The following is a 13,898-nucleotide window of genomic DNA, read 5'->3' as shown; positions in this document are numbered from 1 at the left end:
TAAAGTGAAGGGAGGTGAAAGAAATGGCAAAAACATTGGAATTGCAATTTGCCACGGAGTTTGGAAAGACGGCGAGCCTTTCCGTTGATAACCCAAAAGAGCCAATCGATGAAGAAGTCGTAAAATTATCGATGGCGCAGATTATTGCATCTGAGGTTTTCACCACTAGCAGTGGCAAGTTTGTAGCTGCAAAAGGAGCAAGAGTGATCGACCGCAATGTGACGGATTACGTGATTGCTTAATAAGGAAAAGAGGCCGGATTCATGATGAACCAGCCTCTTTTTATCAATAATGGAAGGAGAGGAGAAAAGTGGAGCAGTTGATTCCAATCATCAGCCAAGTGGGATTCCCCATCGTTGTGACGCTCTATTTGCTTTACCGGATTGAAGCAAAGCTTGATTTGGTCGTCCAATCGATACAGACACTTCCTGAGCGGATGAGGGAGCGTACCTAAAAAAGAGAAACCACCTAGCCTCTACTATTAAGTAGATCCAAGGTGGTTTTTTGTTTTTAATCTTTCACTTTCCACAATCTAAAAGCCTATCAATCTTAGACAAATTTCGGGGCGTGACAGTGGAATCTTACTTGCAATTGTCTTCAAGTTTTTGCATCAGAACCCAAAGAACTAACTGGTATTAAAACAATCATTTTTTTAATTTTCATTTTTTTGTGAGTTTTTGTAGTTTTTAGTAGTTCTTATTATAAATTAAAATTATCCTTTTTTAGAACAAATATGAAAGCGCTTAATGAGATTTATCCCGAATTAACGGGCAGTAAGATCCCACTGATGGAAGTTTCACTTTAATTTTTGCCAATCACACGTTATATGGAGGAATTTCTAATGAAGAAACTAACTACAAAGAAAAAAGTTGCTCTCACCACACTAGCATTAATGTCAACCGGGATTATCACCATCTCTTCAAGTTACACTGGTGCATCGCATCCTGTTGAAGCTAAACAGATTACAACATCTAATACAACCAATCCTGTTGAGAAAAAATTACCTAACATTAAAATTCTGGCAACGGGTGGCACCATCGCAGGAACTGGTTCTACTTCTACCCAAACAACCGGCTATCAGGCTGGCGTCCTAACCCCAAATCAACTAATAGAAGCAATTCCTACAATAAAAGATATTGCTAACCTTTCCACTGAGCAGGTATCACGCATTGATTCTGGTACGTCTAACACTAATGCCATAATGGTCAAACTGGCGAAGGAAGTCCAAAAGGAATTGGATGATCCAAAGTGTGACGGTGTTGTCATCACCCACGGTACCGACACAATGGAGGAAACGGCTTACTTTCTCAACCTGACTGTTCATTCTGACAAACCGATCGTCGTGGTTGGTTCAATGCGCCCCTCTACGTCAATCTCTGCTGACGGTCCGTTGAACCTGTACAACGCTGTAGCACTTGCTGGTTCCAAAGAAGCTCGCGGCAAGGGCGTCCTGATCACCCTGAATGACAAGATTGGAAGTGCTCGCGACACATTTAAAACTAATACCACCGACGTTGATGCTTTCAATAATCCGGAGCTCGGCTCCCTCGGCATTATACAAGGCGGTAATCCCTATTTCTATAACCTGCCAATTAAAAAGCACACCACTGAGTCCGAGTTTGACATTCGCAAGATCACTGAAGACAATCTACATCGTGTTGATATTGTTTATTCACATGCCAATGATGACCGTGTAATAGTTGACGCTACGGTTGCTGCCGGTGCGAAGGGAATTATCCACGCTGGTACTGGTAACGGTTCTATCCATGAAAAAACGCTTCCGGGTCTGCAGGATGCTGTAAAGAATGGTGTTGTCGTTGTTCGTGACACCCGTGTACCAGTAGGCATGGTTACTCACGAACAAATTGACGTAGACAACCACTTCGTCAATTCTGGCAACATTAACCCTCAAAAAGCTCGTATTCTGTTGATGTTGGCACTCACCAAAACCGAAGACTCTAAGAAGATCCAAGAGTATTTCAACGAATACTAAGGCAGGAGGGAAATTGATACGATACAAATTCAATTGAATAATCAAGTTGTAGAACTCTACACAACAAAAGGAGAAGAGAAATTGTCTGAGGATGATTTCTCTTCTTCTTTTTTAGTTTGCTTTGTTATTTAAAATGTTTAATTATTTTTATTATTATTAATTGTTAGTTTTTTATCTTTAGCAATTTCCGAAAAAACTAGGGTGTGACAGGTATGCTAATTTAAGAAGCTACTTTTCCCAATTGATCTATTGGTTCTTTTACACGTTCAACTTTGCCAACTAGGAAGATGTAAGACAATGCTCCCGTTAGGGTTACACACGCAATGAAGGTTAGTGCAGGGGCAAAGTTACCGCCTTTTACCAAGAATCCAATAACAATTGGAATAATGATAGAGGCCGTACCACCGATGAAGTTAAATACCCCTCCAGCAATTCCAATTAATCGTTTTGGAGCTAGAAGTGAAACGAAAACCCAAGTGATGGATGCGAAACCGTTACCAAAAAAGGCAATAGACATAAACATCACGATTAATCCAGAACTATCAACATAATTCGCACCGATAATTGAGGTTGACAATAATAAACCAGTGATAATTGGTGCTTTTCTTGCTTTATCTTTCGAAACACCCTTTTTCACAAGGAAATCAGAAAGAAAACCGGCTGATAAAACACCCACGAAGGCAGCGAGAAACGGCAATGACGATAAAAATCCTGTTTTAATAAAACTTAATCCTCTATATTCCACTAGATAGGTAGGGAACCATGTCAAAAAGAACCAAAGTGTGGAGCTCACTGCAAATTGTCCAATAAAAATGCCCCACAATTTTCTACTACTCAAAATTATACGGAAATCCTTTGCTCCAATTTTAACCTTTTCTCCCTTTTCTGACGCTTCAATAAATCCGTCTCCTTCTCGGATATAGTCAAGTTCCGCTTGATTGACCTTTTTACTTTTATTTGGATCGCGATAGAAAATATACCAAAGAACTGACCAAGCAAGACCAACGATACCGGCAATGATGAACAATCCCCGCCAGCCAAAGGATTGCTGTAGGAAGATAAGGGTTGGTGTTAAAAAGGCTAGTCCAATAAATTGACCAGAAGTGTAAATGGAAATCGCTCTAGCTCGTTCATTTTCTGGAAACCAGCTAGCCGCTACCTTACTGTTTGTTGGAAAAGCAGGGGCTTCAAACACACCCAAACCTACACGTAATAAAAACATTCCAGAGAAACCGCTTGCAAACCCTTGCAATAAAGTCATAATAGAAAATCCTGCAATACCAATAGCGTGAGTGTTTCGGTTTCCTAACTTATCTAAAACCCAGCCGCCAGGAATTTGCAGGGCACAATAGGTCCAGCCAAAAGCAGAGAAAATTAAGCCCATTGTGACGGAGTCTATTCCTAATTCCTTTGTTATAAAAGGAGCGGCTATGGATATATTGCTACGGTCCATATAGTTAACAATGACCGTTATGAACAACATGAACACAACACCATAACGAACCTTCGTCGCTTTATTATTCATTTTTCTCATCCCCTTGTAGGTAATTTTTTTCATCCTTTTAACGTTCAATCAATACATCTTTCGACATACGCTTAGAGGACTTACCTTTGCCGTATTACCCCTGTGTTCAAAGGTAAGCCCCAGCACATGTTCACCCTTTCAAAAAAGGATTACCACTCAGCTACACTGCCATCACGATGGCGCCAAACTGGATTTTGCCATTGATGACCTTCTTTAGCCATTTTACGAACAAACTCCTCATTCACTTCAATACCAAGACCTGGGCCTTGTGGAATTTTCACATAACCGTTTTCATAATCAAAGACAGTTGGATCCTTTAGGTAGTCTAATAAATCACTGCCCTGGTTATAGTGAATTCCCAAGCTTTGTTCTTGGATAAACGCATTATGTGCAGTGGCATCTACTTGTAAGCACGCAGCTAAAGCGATGGGTCCTAATGGACAATGCGGAGCAGCGGCAACATCATATGCCTCAGCCATGCTAATAATCTTTTTACATTCAGTAATACCGCCAGCATGAGATAGGTCAGGCTGGATAATATCCACGTACCCACCTTGTAATAACGGTTTAAAATCCCATCTTGAGAACATACGCTCACCCGTTGCAATCGGAATCGAAGTTAACGAAGCAATTTCCTTTAGTGCCTCATTATTCTCTGGCAAGACAGGTTCTTCAATAAACATAGGATTAAATTCTTCAAGGGCTCTAGCCAATACTTTTGCCATTGGTTTATGTACACGGCCGTGAAAATCAATACCAATTCCAATATTTCTTCCAACAGCCTCACGAACAGCGGCCACGTTTTCTAGTACTCTATCAATCTTGTCATAGGAATCAATGTATTGTAATTCTTCGGTTCCATTCATTTTAACCGCTTGAAACCCTCTTTCTACACATTCCTTCGCAGCCCGGGCTGTATCACTTGGGCGATCTCCGCCAATCCATGAATACACTTTGATCGAATCGCGGCATGCTCCGCCTAGTAACTGGTAAACTGGGGCATTGAAATATTTCCCTTTGATATCCCAGAGAGCTTGGTCAATACCAGCAATCGCACTCATTAAAATAGCGCCGCCTCGGTAAAAGGCACCTCGGTACATAACATTCCAATGATCTTCAATTCTTAAAGGATCTTTACCTATTAAATAAGTCATCATTTCATCAACTGCAGCTTTTACGGTTGCCGCTTTACCTTCGATGACCGGCTCTCCCCAACCAACAATACCTTCATCTGTCTCAATTTTTAAGAATAACCAGCGTGGTTGGACTGTGAATAATTCATAACCTGTTATTTTCATAATGAACACTCTCCATTTAATAGTAGTATTAGTTTTTAGCTGCTAATGTAAATTGCTTTGCTTTTTCCGTTAAACGCACTAAATACTCCTCTGTTATTTCCTCTTTTGTATTCACAAGAGAACTACCAATTCCGAGTCCTGCAGCACCAGCAGCAAGATAGTCCTTGATATTATTTAAGCCCACACCGCCTGTTGGCAATAAAGGAATTTGTGGCAGTGGTCCCCGCATATCCTTAATAAACTTCGGACCTAAAGTCGTTGCCGGAAAAACTTTAATAATATCGCCGCCTTGTTCATAACCCTCTAAAATTTCAGTCGGAGTGTATGCAGCAGGAATACTCACCGCACCATATCTTTTGGTCATCCGAATCGTTTCAGCCTTTAACGTCGGAGATAGAATAAATTGAGCACCTGCAAGAAGGGCACTTCGAGCAGATTCTGGATCCAAAACAGTTCCTGCACCTACGGCCATTTCTTTACCAAATGTATCAGCGACCATCTCAATGGCAGATAGCGCTTTCGGGGAATTCATCGTGATTTCAACGACTCTTATCCCCCCTTCATATAAGGATCGAACAATGTTTAATGTATCCTCAGGGTTTGCTCCGCGAATAATAGCGATTAATTTGTGATCTAAGATTTTTTGCAGTGTACTCATTAGACATTCCCTTCCTTCTTAAAAACTAGCGATTGACTTCATCCCTTAAATTTGATTGAGTAAATTTCTCCAATTCAATCCTGTCCGGTAGTCCTTCTATATCACCGTTTATGGTAGCAACCATAGCACCGATCGCGCAGCCTCGTTTCACAGCCTCTCCAATAGATAGGCCATCGAGAAATCCAGAAAGTACTCCTGCAGCAAAACCATCTCCTGCTCCGACTGGATCGGCTACGTTTTTAACTGTAAAACTATCAATATATCCTTTTTCAGCTGCTGTAGAATAATAAGCCCCTTTTTCGCCAAGCTTGACGATAACGGTCTCTGCACCTAAAGCCAGTAAGGAACGAGCTGCTTTTTCACAATCCCTTGTGCCAAACAAAAATTCACATTCACCAATCCCGGGTAAGACAATGTCTGATTTCCCTGCAATTTCTAAGATGGTTGCCCTTGCTTCATCATCTTCCCACAGCTTCCTGCGAATATTTGGGTCAAACACAACCTTTACCCCGTTGTTCTTCGCAATTTCAATCGCATGAAAGATAGATTCTCTGCAAGATTGACTAAGAGCCGGCGTAATCCCCGATATGTATAAGTATTTCGCCTGGGCGATATACTCTTGATCTATATCAGTAGGAGCGAGCTGACTCGCTGCTGAATTTTTTCGGTAATAGTAAATATTAACCCGATCCTGATTGATGATTTCTTTAAAAAATACACCAGTTGGGGCGTTCTCATCCAAAGCTACTCGACTAACATCAACGCCCTCTCCGCGGACGGAAGTTAAAATAAGTGCTCCAAATTCATCTCTCCCTAGCCGACTAATCCACCCCGCCTTATGGCCAAGTTTAGCTAACCCAATAAGTGTATTCGTTTCAGCACCGGCTATCTTTGAGGTAAATTGGTTTGAATAACGCATTTTTCCAGGTGTATTTGGGGTTAATAAAACCATTGTTTCCCCAATACTTATAACATCCATGTACTCACCTTGTTTCTTATAAAATACATCCCATACTTTCAGATATTTTCTTTGATGTCCAAAGGACGCGTTCCACTACCTCTGCTTTTTGAGCCAGCATTCGTTCTTTTGGACCTGCCACACTAATAGCAGCTTGAATCCTTCGGTCCGCACCAAAAATAGGAGCTGCCACACAATATAATCCTTCTTCATTTTCTTCATCATCAATGGTGTAGCCAATTAATGAATACTGATATAGTTCTTTCTCTAACTCTTCCCGATTGGTGATGGTTTTCGCGGTGATCGGAACTAATTCAACCCGATCTAAGATGCTTTTTCTTTCCTCATCTGCCATATTCGCTAAAAAGGTTTTACCTAACCCCGTACAATAAAGCGGTTTACTGTATCCCGTTTGAGCGGTTGTTCGAATCGATCGATTACTGTTTATTTTAGTAAGATAGACCAGATCCTCCCCTGACAGCGTTGCCATAAATACCGTTTCCTGGACACTTTGCATGAGTTTTTCAAGAAATGGCTTTGCTTGAAGAGAAATATCTAAGTTCTCCATAGCCATGGTGCCAATGTGAACTAACTTTGCTCCAAGCTTATATTTCTTCATGTTGTCTAAACTTAAATACCCTTGTTTTAAAAGAGTGCCAATAAGGTTCGATGTGCTGCTTTGCGGAAATAAAAGTTTTTCACTAATCTCTTTAATCGATAACCCATCAGGATTATTTGCTAGTAATTCAAATACCTGGAGAACTCGTTCAGCCGATTTTACCGACATACTCTCCCTCCTTCTTTTAAAATCACATATGCGATGTTAAATCCTATATGTGATTATTACAGACACATAATAGCACCACTCCATCCCTCCGTCAACCGGTTAATGCAACCGTTCGCAAAAAATAATGACTCCATAGGTCTGTTTCTTTCGGGGACAATCGGGAGTTTTGCACACAAATATGCAGCCATTCGACTAAATACCAAATGGGTTATACTAATCAAACGTTTGGTTGAAACAGCTGCAAGTACTGACCTATATGGGTTTTCCCGGCTAAGGGGCGGAAGATTGTCGAGAACCGTTTGTTAATTTCGCAGGAAATAACCCAATTTCCCACAAAATCAGATAGGTTTCTATTAAACTTACATAATTCTATTAATTGCCCGTCCTTTCCCTATTACACAAACGATTGGTTAAAACTCCCCTCAGTATCTACCATGACTGGACTTATCGCTTCAAATACCTGAAAAGAATGTCGATAGCTGTCTCCAACAGTTCCTTTTTTAAAAAGGAACCCAGGTGGGCAGCTGAATTAGGATTTCCCCCCATTCACATATGCGGCTTGTTACTGAATGTTCTCTAGTAAACCCAGTTAACAGAATCAATATAGAAGGTTATTAAAAATGAGGAATAACGAACTAACACCCCTTCCGGGTTGAAAACCTGGCAATATCGAAGAATTAGAGCAGAATTCACAATGCACAAGGCACTGCTTTAATTACTAAGGTTAAAAAGCCATATACATCTTCACCAACGAGTCCTGTTAGAGAACGGAAGGGTGTTGGTATCTATGCGGATTGGCTTCCATTACCCTCCTCATTTGGGACGTATGATCAATATGAGGGATTTGCACAAATAAAAGGTGAAATCAGTTGGCGATTTAAGATGTATTTAGTTAAGGAGGACGCTCCAAGATGGTTTGGCGATAACCCTTCGGCGGGTAAAATTGATGAGATATCTTCGAGGCTGCCAGTGAATGCAAGTGTGGAAGTACGTCTTTCAAATTCAAAAACGAACAAGTTAGGACCAGTTATCTTGCAAAGCACCCTTTATGGATGCCATAAATAAAGTGGATTGCTTAAATTTGGGTTCCTATGGATACTGTCATTTGTACAAAGGAATTAAATAATGAGGATGAACCCAAAATGGGTTTATCCTTTTATTATGATTACAGAGTAAGATTGTGAAGAAATGTACTTAAAGTAACGGAGCATTTAGTTGATTAAGGAATTTAATACAACATCGCGTATACAGCTTATTAGGACTAAGTGAGTTTATGTAAAATAATGATTCCTTTATGTGTCTTTTGTCATACTGCTAAACAAGATGGTTATGTTATAAATATATTAAATAGTAATATTACTGAAAAGAGGAATTTCTATAATGAATGAGATATGTATTCACAAAATGGAATGGATTCCCATGCCTGTTATAGGTTTTGAAGGGAAACTATTAATAGAGCATAAAAATGGCGGTTTAAAGATGGTAAAAATAATGCCTGGATCTGTATTTCCACTTCATCAGCACCCTGATAAAACCGAATTTGCATATGTAATAGAAGGTACTCTTGAAGCCACTATTGGTGATACAAAGAAAAAAGGTAATACTGGTACCTTTTATCAATTCCCTATAGGAATTAATCATAGCCTGAAGAATCCATCCGAAACGGAAACCATTGTTCTAATTGGCTCATTTAGTGAAGAGAAGTAATAACATGAAGCTTAATTTTTTATAGAGAAATTCATAGTTAAAACGTAGTTTTAAGCTAACGGGGGCAAGAGTTGAAGAACCAGCTGCCATTTTGGTGGCTGTTTTTGTTATTGCACTAACGGTCAGTTTACTTCAATAGTGGTGAATTAATTGGTTAAGTCACCGTTCAGCCAACATGGTTATAATTATAATTGATCATCCTTAAAAGTATCGATAAAGCCCTTGTACACTTGGGAAGAACGTTCCCTTAGCCATACTATACCATCATCAGATTGAAAAGTTGCATCAATTATATCTAACATCTTAATCTCCGAAATCGGAAAGGAAGACATCACTGACTTCGGAAGAATCGTAGCTCAGATACCAGCGACTTCTAACGCTATAATGATCGCAACACGTGAACATTCACCAACTATATTCGGCTCGAAGCCGGTGTTGGGTTGAAATTTTTGTTTAGTAACTGGATTATACAATTTCATAAAATGGGTTCAGTGAAATAGAAACTGTTTTGATCGTCGGATTAAGATGGATGCCTTGTTGTTATAAGTTTTGTTCGCTGCGTATTTTCTTGAGTAATGCCCGGCAGCCGACTGAAATAAGACGATAGGTTTCATCAAAATCACCTGTGAAAAATGGATCGGGGACATCTTTCTTGTATTTGGTCAGGTCGAGCATCCTAATGATCTTTGGATGATTAGGCTTGCCGGTTATTCTGTAAATATTTTTTATGTTGCTTTCGTCCATACCGATAATATAGTCGAACTTCCAAAAGTCTTCTTTCTTTAGTTGGCGTCCAACAAGCCTATCAGAAGAGATTTTGTATTTCTTTAGAATATCGAGAGTTCCTTCGTGCGGAGGGAAGCCGATTTGCCATGAACTGGTTGCAGCGGAATCAACAGCGATTTTGTTAGGCAAATTTTCTTTTTTGATTGAGTCGCGAAACAAAGCTTCAGCCATCGGTGAACGGCAAATATTCCCCAAGCATACAAATAAAACGTTGATCATGTACTTTGCCCCTTTTAATTTATCTTATTTTTTTTGCATTTTAATAGTCTTTTTTGAAATGAATTATGTATTTACAAAATAGTGGATTGGACAGGTGTGTTGTTTTTCACACCTCCAGCAATTATTGGTGTCTCTTTTAATACAAAGCTGCTCCAATGATGATTAAAAGGATAAACAATACGACGATTAGAGCAAAACCAGCTCCGTATCCACCATCTGCTACGTACAGAGCCTCCTTTCCATTCGTAATTACAAAGTATGTACAAAACAGAAATATGGAACGGCGCCATTGTATAAATTGTTCATCTAATAAATAATTAAAGATTGTGAAGAAATGCACTTAAATTAACGGGTGCAAGAGTTCAATATATTAAATTTGATAAAGTAGAGTGTAGAGTGTCAGATAATGGCACTCTACTTTATTATATGTAATTGATAATATTTATCATTAAATCACTTATAAAAGGTACGAATGTTACGACACCGATACGACAGATATTTTGAGAATGCTTATTTGACAATATTTTTAAGTGTGTGTCGTTAGTGTATCGATCCCAAACAACAAAAAAATTAATGGCGATATGTATTCAGTTAGGACTACATGTTGTTTAGCTAATAAGCAATGCCAAACTTACTTAGGAGGAAGAAATGGGTTTACCATTCAAAAAAGAAAAAAATACGAGGTTGGAAAACTATTCTCCTAACTTGGAATGGGATTATTATACTGAGAATTTCTATTGGGATATACAAGGTAAAAATAGAGTTGAGGAACATATTAAAACTTTTATGATTTACTTAAAAAAGGTCTATACATTTTTCTTTTTTTTATTTATACTGTATTATAACAATAGAAACAATGACGAACTGTATTAATAAAGGAGGAGTTAAAATGATAATGAGTCCAGTTGAATTTTTCCGCAATTTGCAAAAAAAGGAATGCACTGAATGTGGGCAGCATATGCAAGAGCAAGCAGAAAGTTATTTGATGGATTGTGACCAATGTTTATCCAAAAAAGAAGCGTAAAGTTTGTTAACTCTCCAGCATTCCTGGGGGGTTTTTTACTTTCATAACAATAATTTACCGTTAAGTGAGTGAGAACTGAACTATTGAATTGAAGTAAAAAAATACCCAGAGGAGAAGCTAATACTCTTTAATGGGATACTCTTTTTTTGTCTTCCCTGTCTTCTGTTTAATTAATAAATATTACTCTCGTTTGTTGACGAAATTTCTCTCTTTTAATAATTAAAAAATTGGTGGGTCAATATGATATATTGTGAAGATTTGCACTTAAACTAAAGGGGCAGTTTAGTTTAACAAGGAATTATTTTGAAGAAGGAAAAAATGTCCAGAATGTAGAAGTTTATATTCTGCTTTAATATAAAATTAAGAAGAGGTATCTAATATGGAAAGTAAACACTGGACGATAGTTTATAGGCTTGCTGTTGTTGGCATTTTGATTTATATTGCTACTCGATTGAATCTATTAATTGACCTAACAAGAGTCTTGATTGAATCTTATTCGAGTTAATATTTAAAAGCATTTCATATGGGATGCCTTTTATAAGGAAATATCGTTGTTACTATTTGATTAATTACCATATAAAAAGAATATTAAGTTTGTGAAATATTGTACTTAAAGTAACGGGGTGCTTTCGTTGAACAATAGGGTTGCTGCGGCAACCTTTTTTTCTTGTTCCACTAACGGGGCAGTTTAGTAGAACAAGCATTCCGAAAATATATGGTACTTTATGGAAAAATTAATTTTTGGGAGGGGTTGGGAGAAGAAAGAAATTGAAAAAATTATTGTTAAATCCTTTTTTAATAAAGATAAACAACAAAGAGTTTTATTTGACCATTTGAGCTTTAAATTCAGGGGTAAATGTTCTTCTAGTCCTTGTCATATTGGCGTTCCTCCATAACCGAAGAAGATATAATAGACTTCCGAATTTAGTGGGTAACCACCGCAACTTGACAAGGGGACTCCAGGGCCATGCTTTGCCAGCCAAGAAACCAGATGGCAAAGACATCTGGCTTGCTAGCTAGGCTAGCATACCCGCCTGTCCTAGTAATGTTGCTAGTATGGATCTCTTATACTAATTAGCAGTATGCCCTGATTTAGTGATTAGTCTACTGGACCTTATTTTTTTGTCCAGTTAAGTGTAGCTCATTCAACGCATATATAATAAAATGGCATCAATTTGCTAGTACACCTTGATACTCTTCCTTACTTTCAAGAACACTTTTTGCGTAAGGACATACAGGAATAATATATAAGTTTTCATCTCTTGCATATTCAGCTATCTTGTTTACTAATTCTTTGCCTAATCCACGACCATTATGTCCCTCGTATACAACTGTATGGTTTACAATAATTAAATTTCTTCCATTTACATCTTTTCCGCTTGGGATAAATTGAATTCTTGCAATAATTTCATTAGATTCCTCAATATAGAATTCATTCCTGCCCATTTTAATTTCAGTCATTTCCTCATTCTCCTAACTTTTTTAGTTCTGTTTATTTTTGCTCATAAGTAAGTGCTTTGCTTGGACAGCGATCAATGACTTCCATGATTTTTTCAGCTGTTGCATTCTGTAGTGATACCCAAGGTCTTTTCTGGGTATTGAATACACTTGGCAATCCCTTTACACATTCCGCTGCATGTTTGCAAATATTGGGTTTCCAATATATTTTGATACCTTCAGCTTCATAAGTTTTAATATTTTCGCTCATAATATCCTCCTTCTAATAGTTCTGTGGGAATAATAATTTTAAATTACTCTTAATTCTTCCTCTAATCTATATTTCACAAAACTGTATGATGGGTTTTTACCAACAAACGAGCCACTTGGTAGCAACATGATAAATTTTTGAAAAACAATATTAATTTAATAGTACTTTATGTTATGAGGAATCTCCAATTTGAGACTTGTTATTTAAAAATAAAATAATGTAGACGTAGTGAAGTTATTTATAATTGGATTTTATTCCACAGAAATATAAACAGTAAAGGGGCAGCATTCCTGTAATAGTTGAAAATAAGTTTGAAAGTTGTGAAAGAATGTACTGATATGAACGAAACTGTCAATACCCATTAGTGGTATGGAAACCAAAAGCAGATTGAACCGCCACAACTGAAAAATCTTTCAGTTAACAGTAAGATAAAAGCTCGCCTAGCAGTGATTGAATAAAAAGTTTTCTCGGCTTTTTCTTCACAAAATAAATATAAAAGTACGTAAAATAAAGTTAAAATTTACAGATATGATTTCGTTGCGATTTACCAACAAATTCATCAAATGGATGCTCATTTAATTATTGCTTACAATAAGCGGGGTGAAGGTGAAATTGGATTACACTTAAACTATCGGGTGCTTGAATTTAAGAAAGGGATTGCTACGGCGGTCCCTTTTCTTGTTTAACTAACGAGCAGGATAGTTGAATAAGGATACTCTGAAATTCTATGTAAATAGGCAAAAATCTCCCTAATTACCAACACAATAAATCAGGTATAATTAATTGTTAATTCATTTTTAAAGTACACTGCTCTATGCTTTGGGAGGTAATTGCATTATGAAAAAAAAGAAAATATTTTATTATGTTCTTTTTACAATATTGTTTGTTTTAGTATTTGGTTCGGGGCTTATTAAAGAACCTATAAACTTTGCAGAAAAATCAGTGGGTATTCATGTTAGACCTAGTTATTTACCGATAAAATATACTAAAAGTTATGCTACTACAAAGGGGTGTGGTAGAAACTGCGATATAATTAAATTAGTTTATAAAAATTCTGAAGAAGAGATTACCATAACTGCTTCTGAAAATACAAGTTCATATAAAGATCCAAAATGGAACAAGAATAATTTGATATCAGGAACAAAATTCTATTATCGCGAAAAATCCAAGGAACAATTTTTATATTGGAAAAATAATAAAAAAGAGTTAGAAATGGAACTAAAGTACAAAGGTAA

The 13,898-nt window shown here is 37.6% G+C and carries 17 protein-coding genes; 8 read left to right on the top strand and 9 right to left on the bottom strand.

The window, feature by feature from the left end; all coding sequences use genetic code 11:
- Positions 1 to 23 precede the first annotated feature (23 nt).
- From AB7942_RS25210 to AB7942_RS25200, 3 genes are all read left to right on the top strand, one after another.
- The gene (locus AB7942_RS25210) at positions 24 to 242 is read left to right on the top strand and encodes a DUF2922 domain-containing protein (protein WP_214730988.1); all 219 of its coding nucleotides are present in this window, start codon (positions 24 to 26) and stop codon (positions 240 to 242) included.
- 68 nt (positions 243 to 310) lie between these two features.
- Positions 311 to 454 (top strand): YvrJ family protein, encoded by a 144-nt coding sequence (locus tag AB7942_RS25205; RefSeq protein WP_066248207.1) that lies wholly within the window; start codon positions 311 to 313, stop codon positions 452 to 454.
- A gap of 387 nt (positions 455 to 841) precedes the next feature.
- Complete coding sequence (locus tag AB7942_RS25200; protein ID WP_088090026.1) at positions 842 to 1,993, top strand: asparaginase; 1,152 nt, start codon at positions 842 to 844, stop codon at positions 1,991 to 1,993.
- 220 nt (positions 1,994 to 2,213) lie between these two features.
- Here AB7942_RS25200 and AB7942_RS25195 read toward each other — a convergent pair whose 3' ends face one another.
- The 5 genes from AB7942_RS25195 to AB7942_RS25175 form a co-directional block, all read right to left on the bottom strand.
- The gene (locus tag AB7942_RS25195) at positions 2,214 to 3,518 is read right to left on the bottom strand and encodes an MFS transporter (RefSeq protein WP_483310911.1); all 1,305 of its coding nucleotides are present in this window, start codon (positions 3,516 to 3,518) and stop codon (positions 2,214 to 2,216) included.
- A gap of 149 nt (positions 3,519 to 3,667) precedes the next feature.
- Complete coding sequence (dgoD, locus tag AB7942_RS25190) at positions 3,668 to 4,816, bottom strand: galactonate dehydratase (protein WP_369448983.1); 1,149 nt, start codon at positions 4,814 to 4,816, stop codon at positions 3,668 to 3,670.
- 28 nt (positions 4,817 to 4,844) lie between these two features.
- A complete protein-coding gene (locus tag AB7942_RS25185) occupies positions 4,845 to 5,474 on the bottom strand; it encodes a bifunctional 4-hydroxy-2-oxoglutarate aldolase/2-dehydro-3-deoxy-phosphogluconate aldolase (protein ID WP_369448982.1) in 630 nt (209 codons plus the stop codon).
- A gap of 25 nt (positions 5,475 to 5,499) precedes the next feature.
- Complete coding sequence (locus AB7942_RS25180; protein WP_369448981.1) at positions 5,500 to 6,453, bottom strand: sugar kinase; 954 nt, start codon at positions 6,451 to 6,453, stop codon at positions 5,500 to 5,502.
- A gap of 16 nt (positions 6,454 to 6,469) precedes the next feature.
- Positions 6,470 to 7,219 (bottom strand): IclR family transcriptional regulator, encoded by a 750-nt coding sequence (locus AB7942_RS25175; RefSeq protein ID WP_369448980.1) that lies wholly within the window; start codon positions 7,217 to 7,219, stop codon positions 6,470 to 6,472.
- Positions 7,220 to 7,906: 687 nt separating this feature from the next.
- Between AB7942_RS25175 and AB7942_RS30600 the strand changes: the two genes are divergently transcribed.
- Together AB7942_RS30600 and AB7942_RS25165 are read left to right on the top strand one after the other, a co-directional pair.
- Positions 7,907 to 8,284: a YoqH family protein gene (locus tag AB7942_RS30600; protein WP_483310914.1), complete on the top strand. Its 378-nt coding sequence runs from the start codon at positions 7,907 to 7,909 to the stop codon at positions 8,282 to 8,284.
- A gap of 315 nt (positions 8,285 to 8,599) precedes the next feature.
- Positions 8,600 to 8,926: a cupin domain-containing protein gene (locus AB7942_RS25165; RefSeq protein ID WP_369448978.1), complete on the top strand. Its 327-nt coding sequence runs from the start codon at positions 8,600 to 8,602 to the stop codon at positions 8,924 to 8,926.
- 540 nt (positions 8,927 to 9,466) lie between these two features.
- On the opposite strand, the gene AB7942_RS25160 is transcribed toward AB7942_RS25165, so the two are convergent.
- Both AB7942_RS25160 and AB7942_RS30595 read right to left on the bottom strand, forming a co-directional pair.
- The gene (locus tag AB7942_RS25160) at positions 9,467 to 9,931 is read right to left on the bottom strand and encodes a low molecular weight protein-tyrosine-phosphatase (RefSeq protein ID WP_369448977.1); all 465 of its coding nucleotides are present in this window, start codon (positions 9,929 to 9,931) and stop codon (positions 9,467 to 9,469) included.
- 136 nt (positions 9,932 to 10,067) lie between these two features.
- Positions 10,068 to 10,160 (bottom strand): YjcZ family sporulation protein, encoded by a 93-nt coding sequence (locus AB7942_RS30595; RefSeq protein ID WP_483310913.1) that lies wholly within the window; start codon positions 10,158 to 10,160, stop codon positions 10,068 to 10,070.
- 660 nt (positions 10,161 to 10,820) lie between these two features.
- On the opposite strand from AB7942_RS30595, the gene yhfH reads away from it, so the two are divergent.
- Both yhfH and AB7942_RS25145 read left to right on the top strand, forming a co-directional pair.
- Complete coding sequence (gene yhfH, locus AB7942_RS25150) at positions 10,821 to 10,955, top strand: protein YhfH (RefSeq protein ID WP_369448975.1); 135 nt, start codon at positions 10,821 to 10,823, stop codon at positions 10,953 to 10,955.
- A gap of 379 nt (positions 10,956 to 11,334) precedes the next feature.
- Complete coding sequence (locus AB7942_RS25145) at positions 11,335 to 11,460, top strand: hypothetical protein (RefSeq protein ID WP_256942281.1); 126 nt, start codon at positions 11,335 to 11,337, stop codon at positions 11,458 to 11,460.
- Positions 11,461 to 12,125: 665 nt separating this feature from the next.
- Here AB7942_RS25145 and AB7942_RS25140 read toward each other — a convergent pair.
- Together AB7942_RS25140 and AB7942_RS25135 are read right to left on the bottom strand one after the other, a co-directional pair.
- Positions 12,126 to 12,416: a GNAT family N-acetyltransferase gene (locus AB7942_RS25140; protein ID WP_369448974.1), complete on the bottom strand. Its 291-nt coding sequence runs from the start codon at positions 12,414 to 12,416 to the stop codon at positions 12,126 to 12,128.
- Positions 12,417 to 12,447: 31 nt separating this feature from the next.
- Positions 12,448 to 12,663, bottom strand: coding sequence for a (4Fe-4S)-binding protein (locus AB7942_RS25135; protein WP_369448973.1), 216 nt, complete (start codon positions 12,661 to 12,663; stop codon positions 12,448 to 12,450).
- 837 nt (positions 12,664 to 13,500) lie between these two features.
- Between AB7942_RS25135 and AB7942_RS25130 the strand changes: the two genes are divergently transcribed.
- The coding region (locus tag AB7942_RS25130) for a hypothetical protein (RefSeq protein WP_369448972.1) at positions 13,501 to 13,898 on the top strand (398 nt) is incomplete at its 3' end.

This window comes from Neobacillus sp. BF23-41, assembly GCF_041106275.1.
This window is presented reverse-complemented; position numbering and strand designations above follow the sequence as displayed.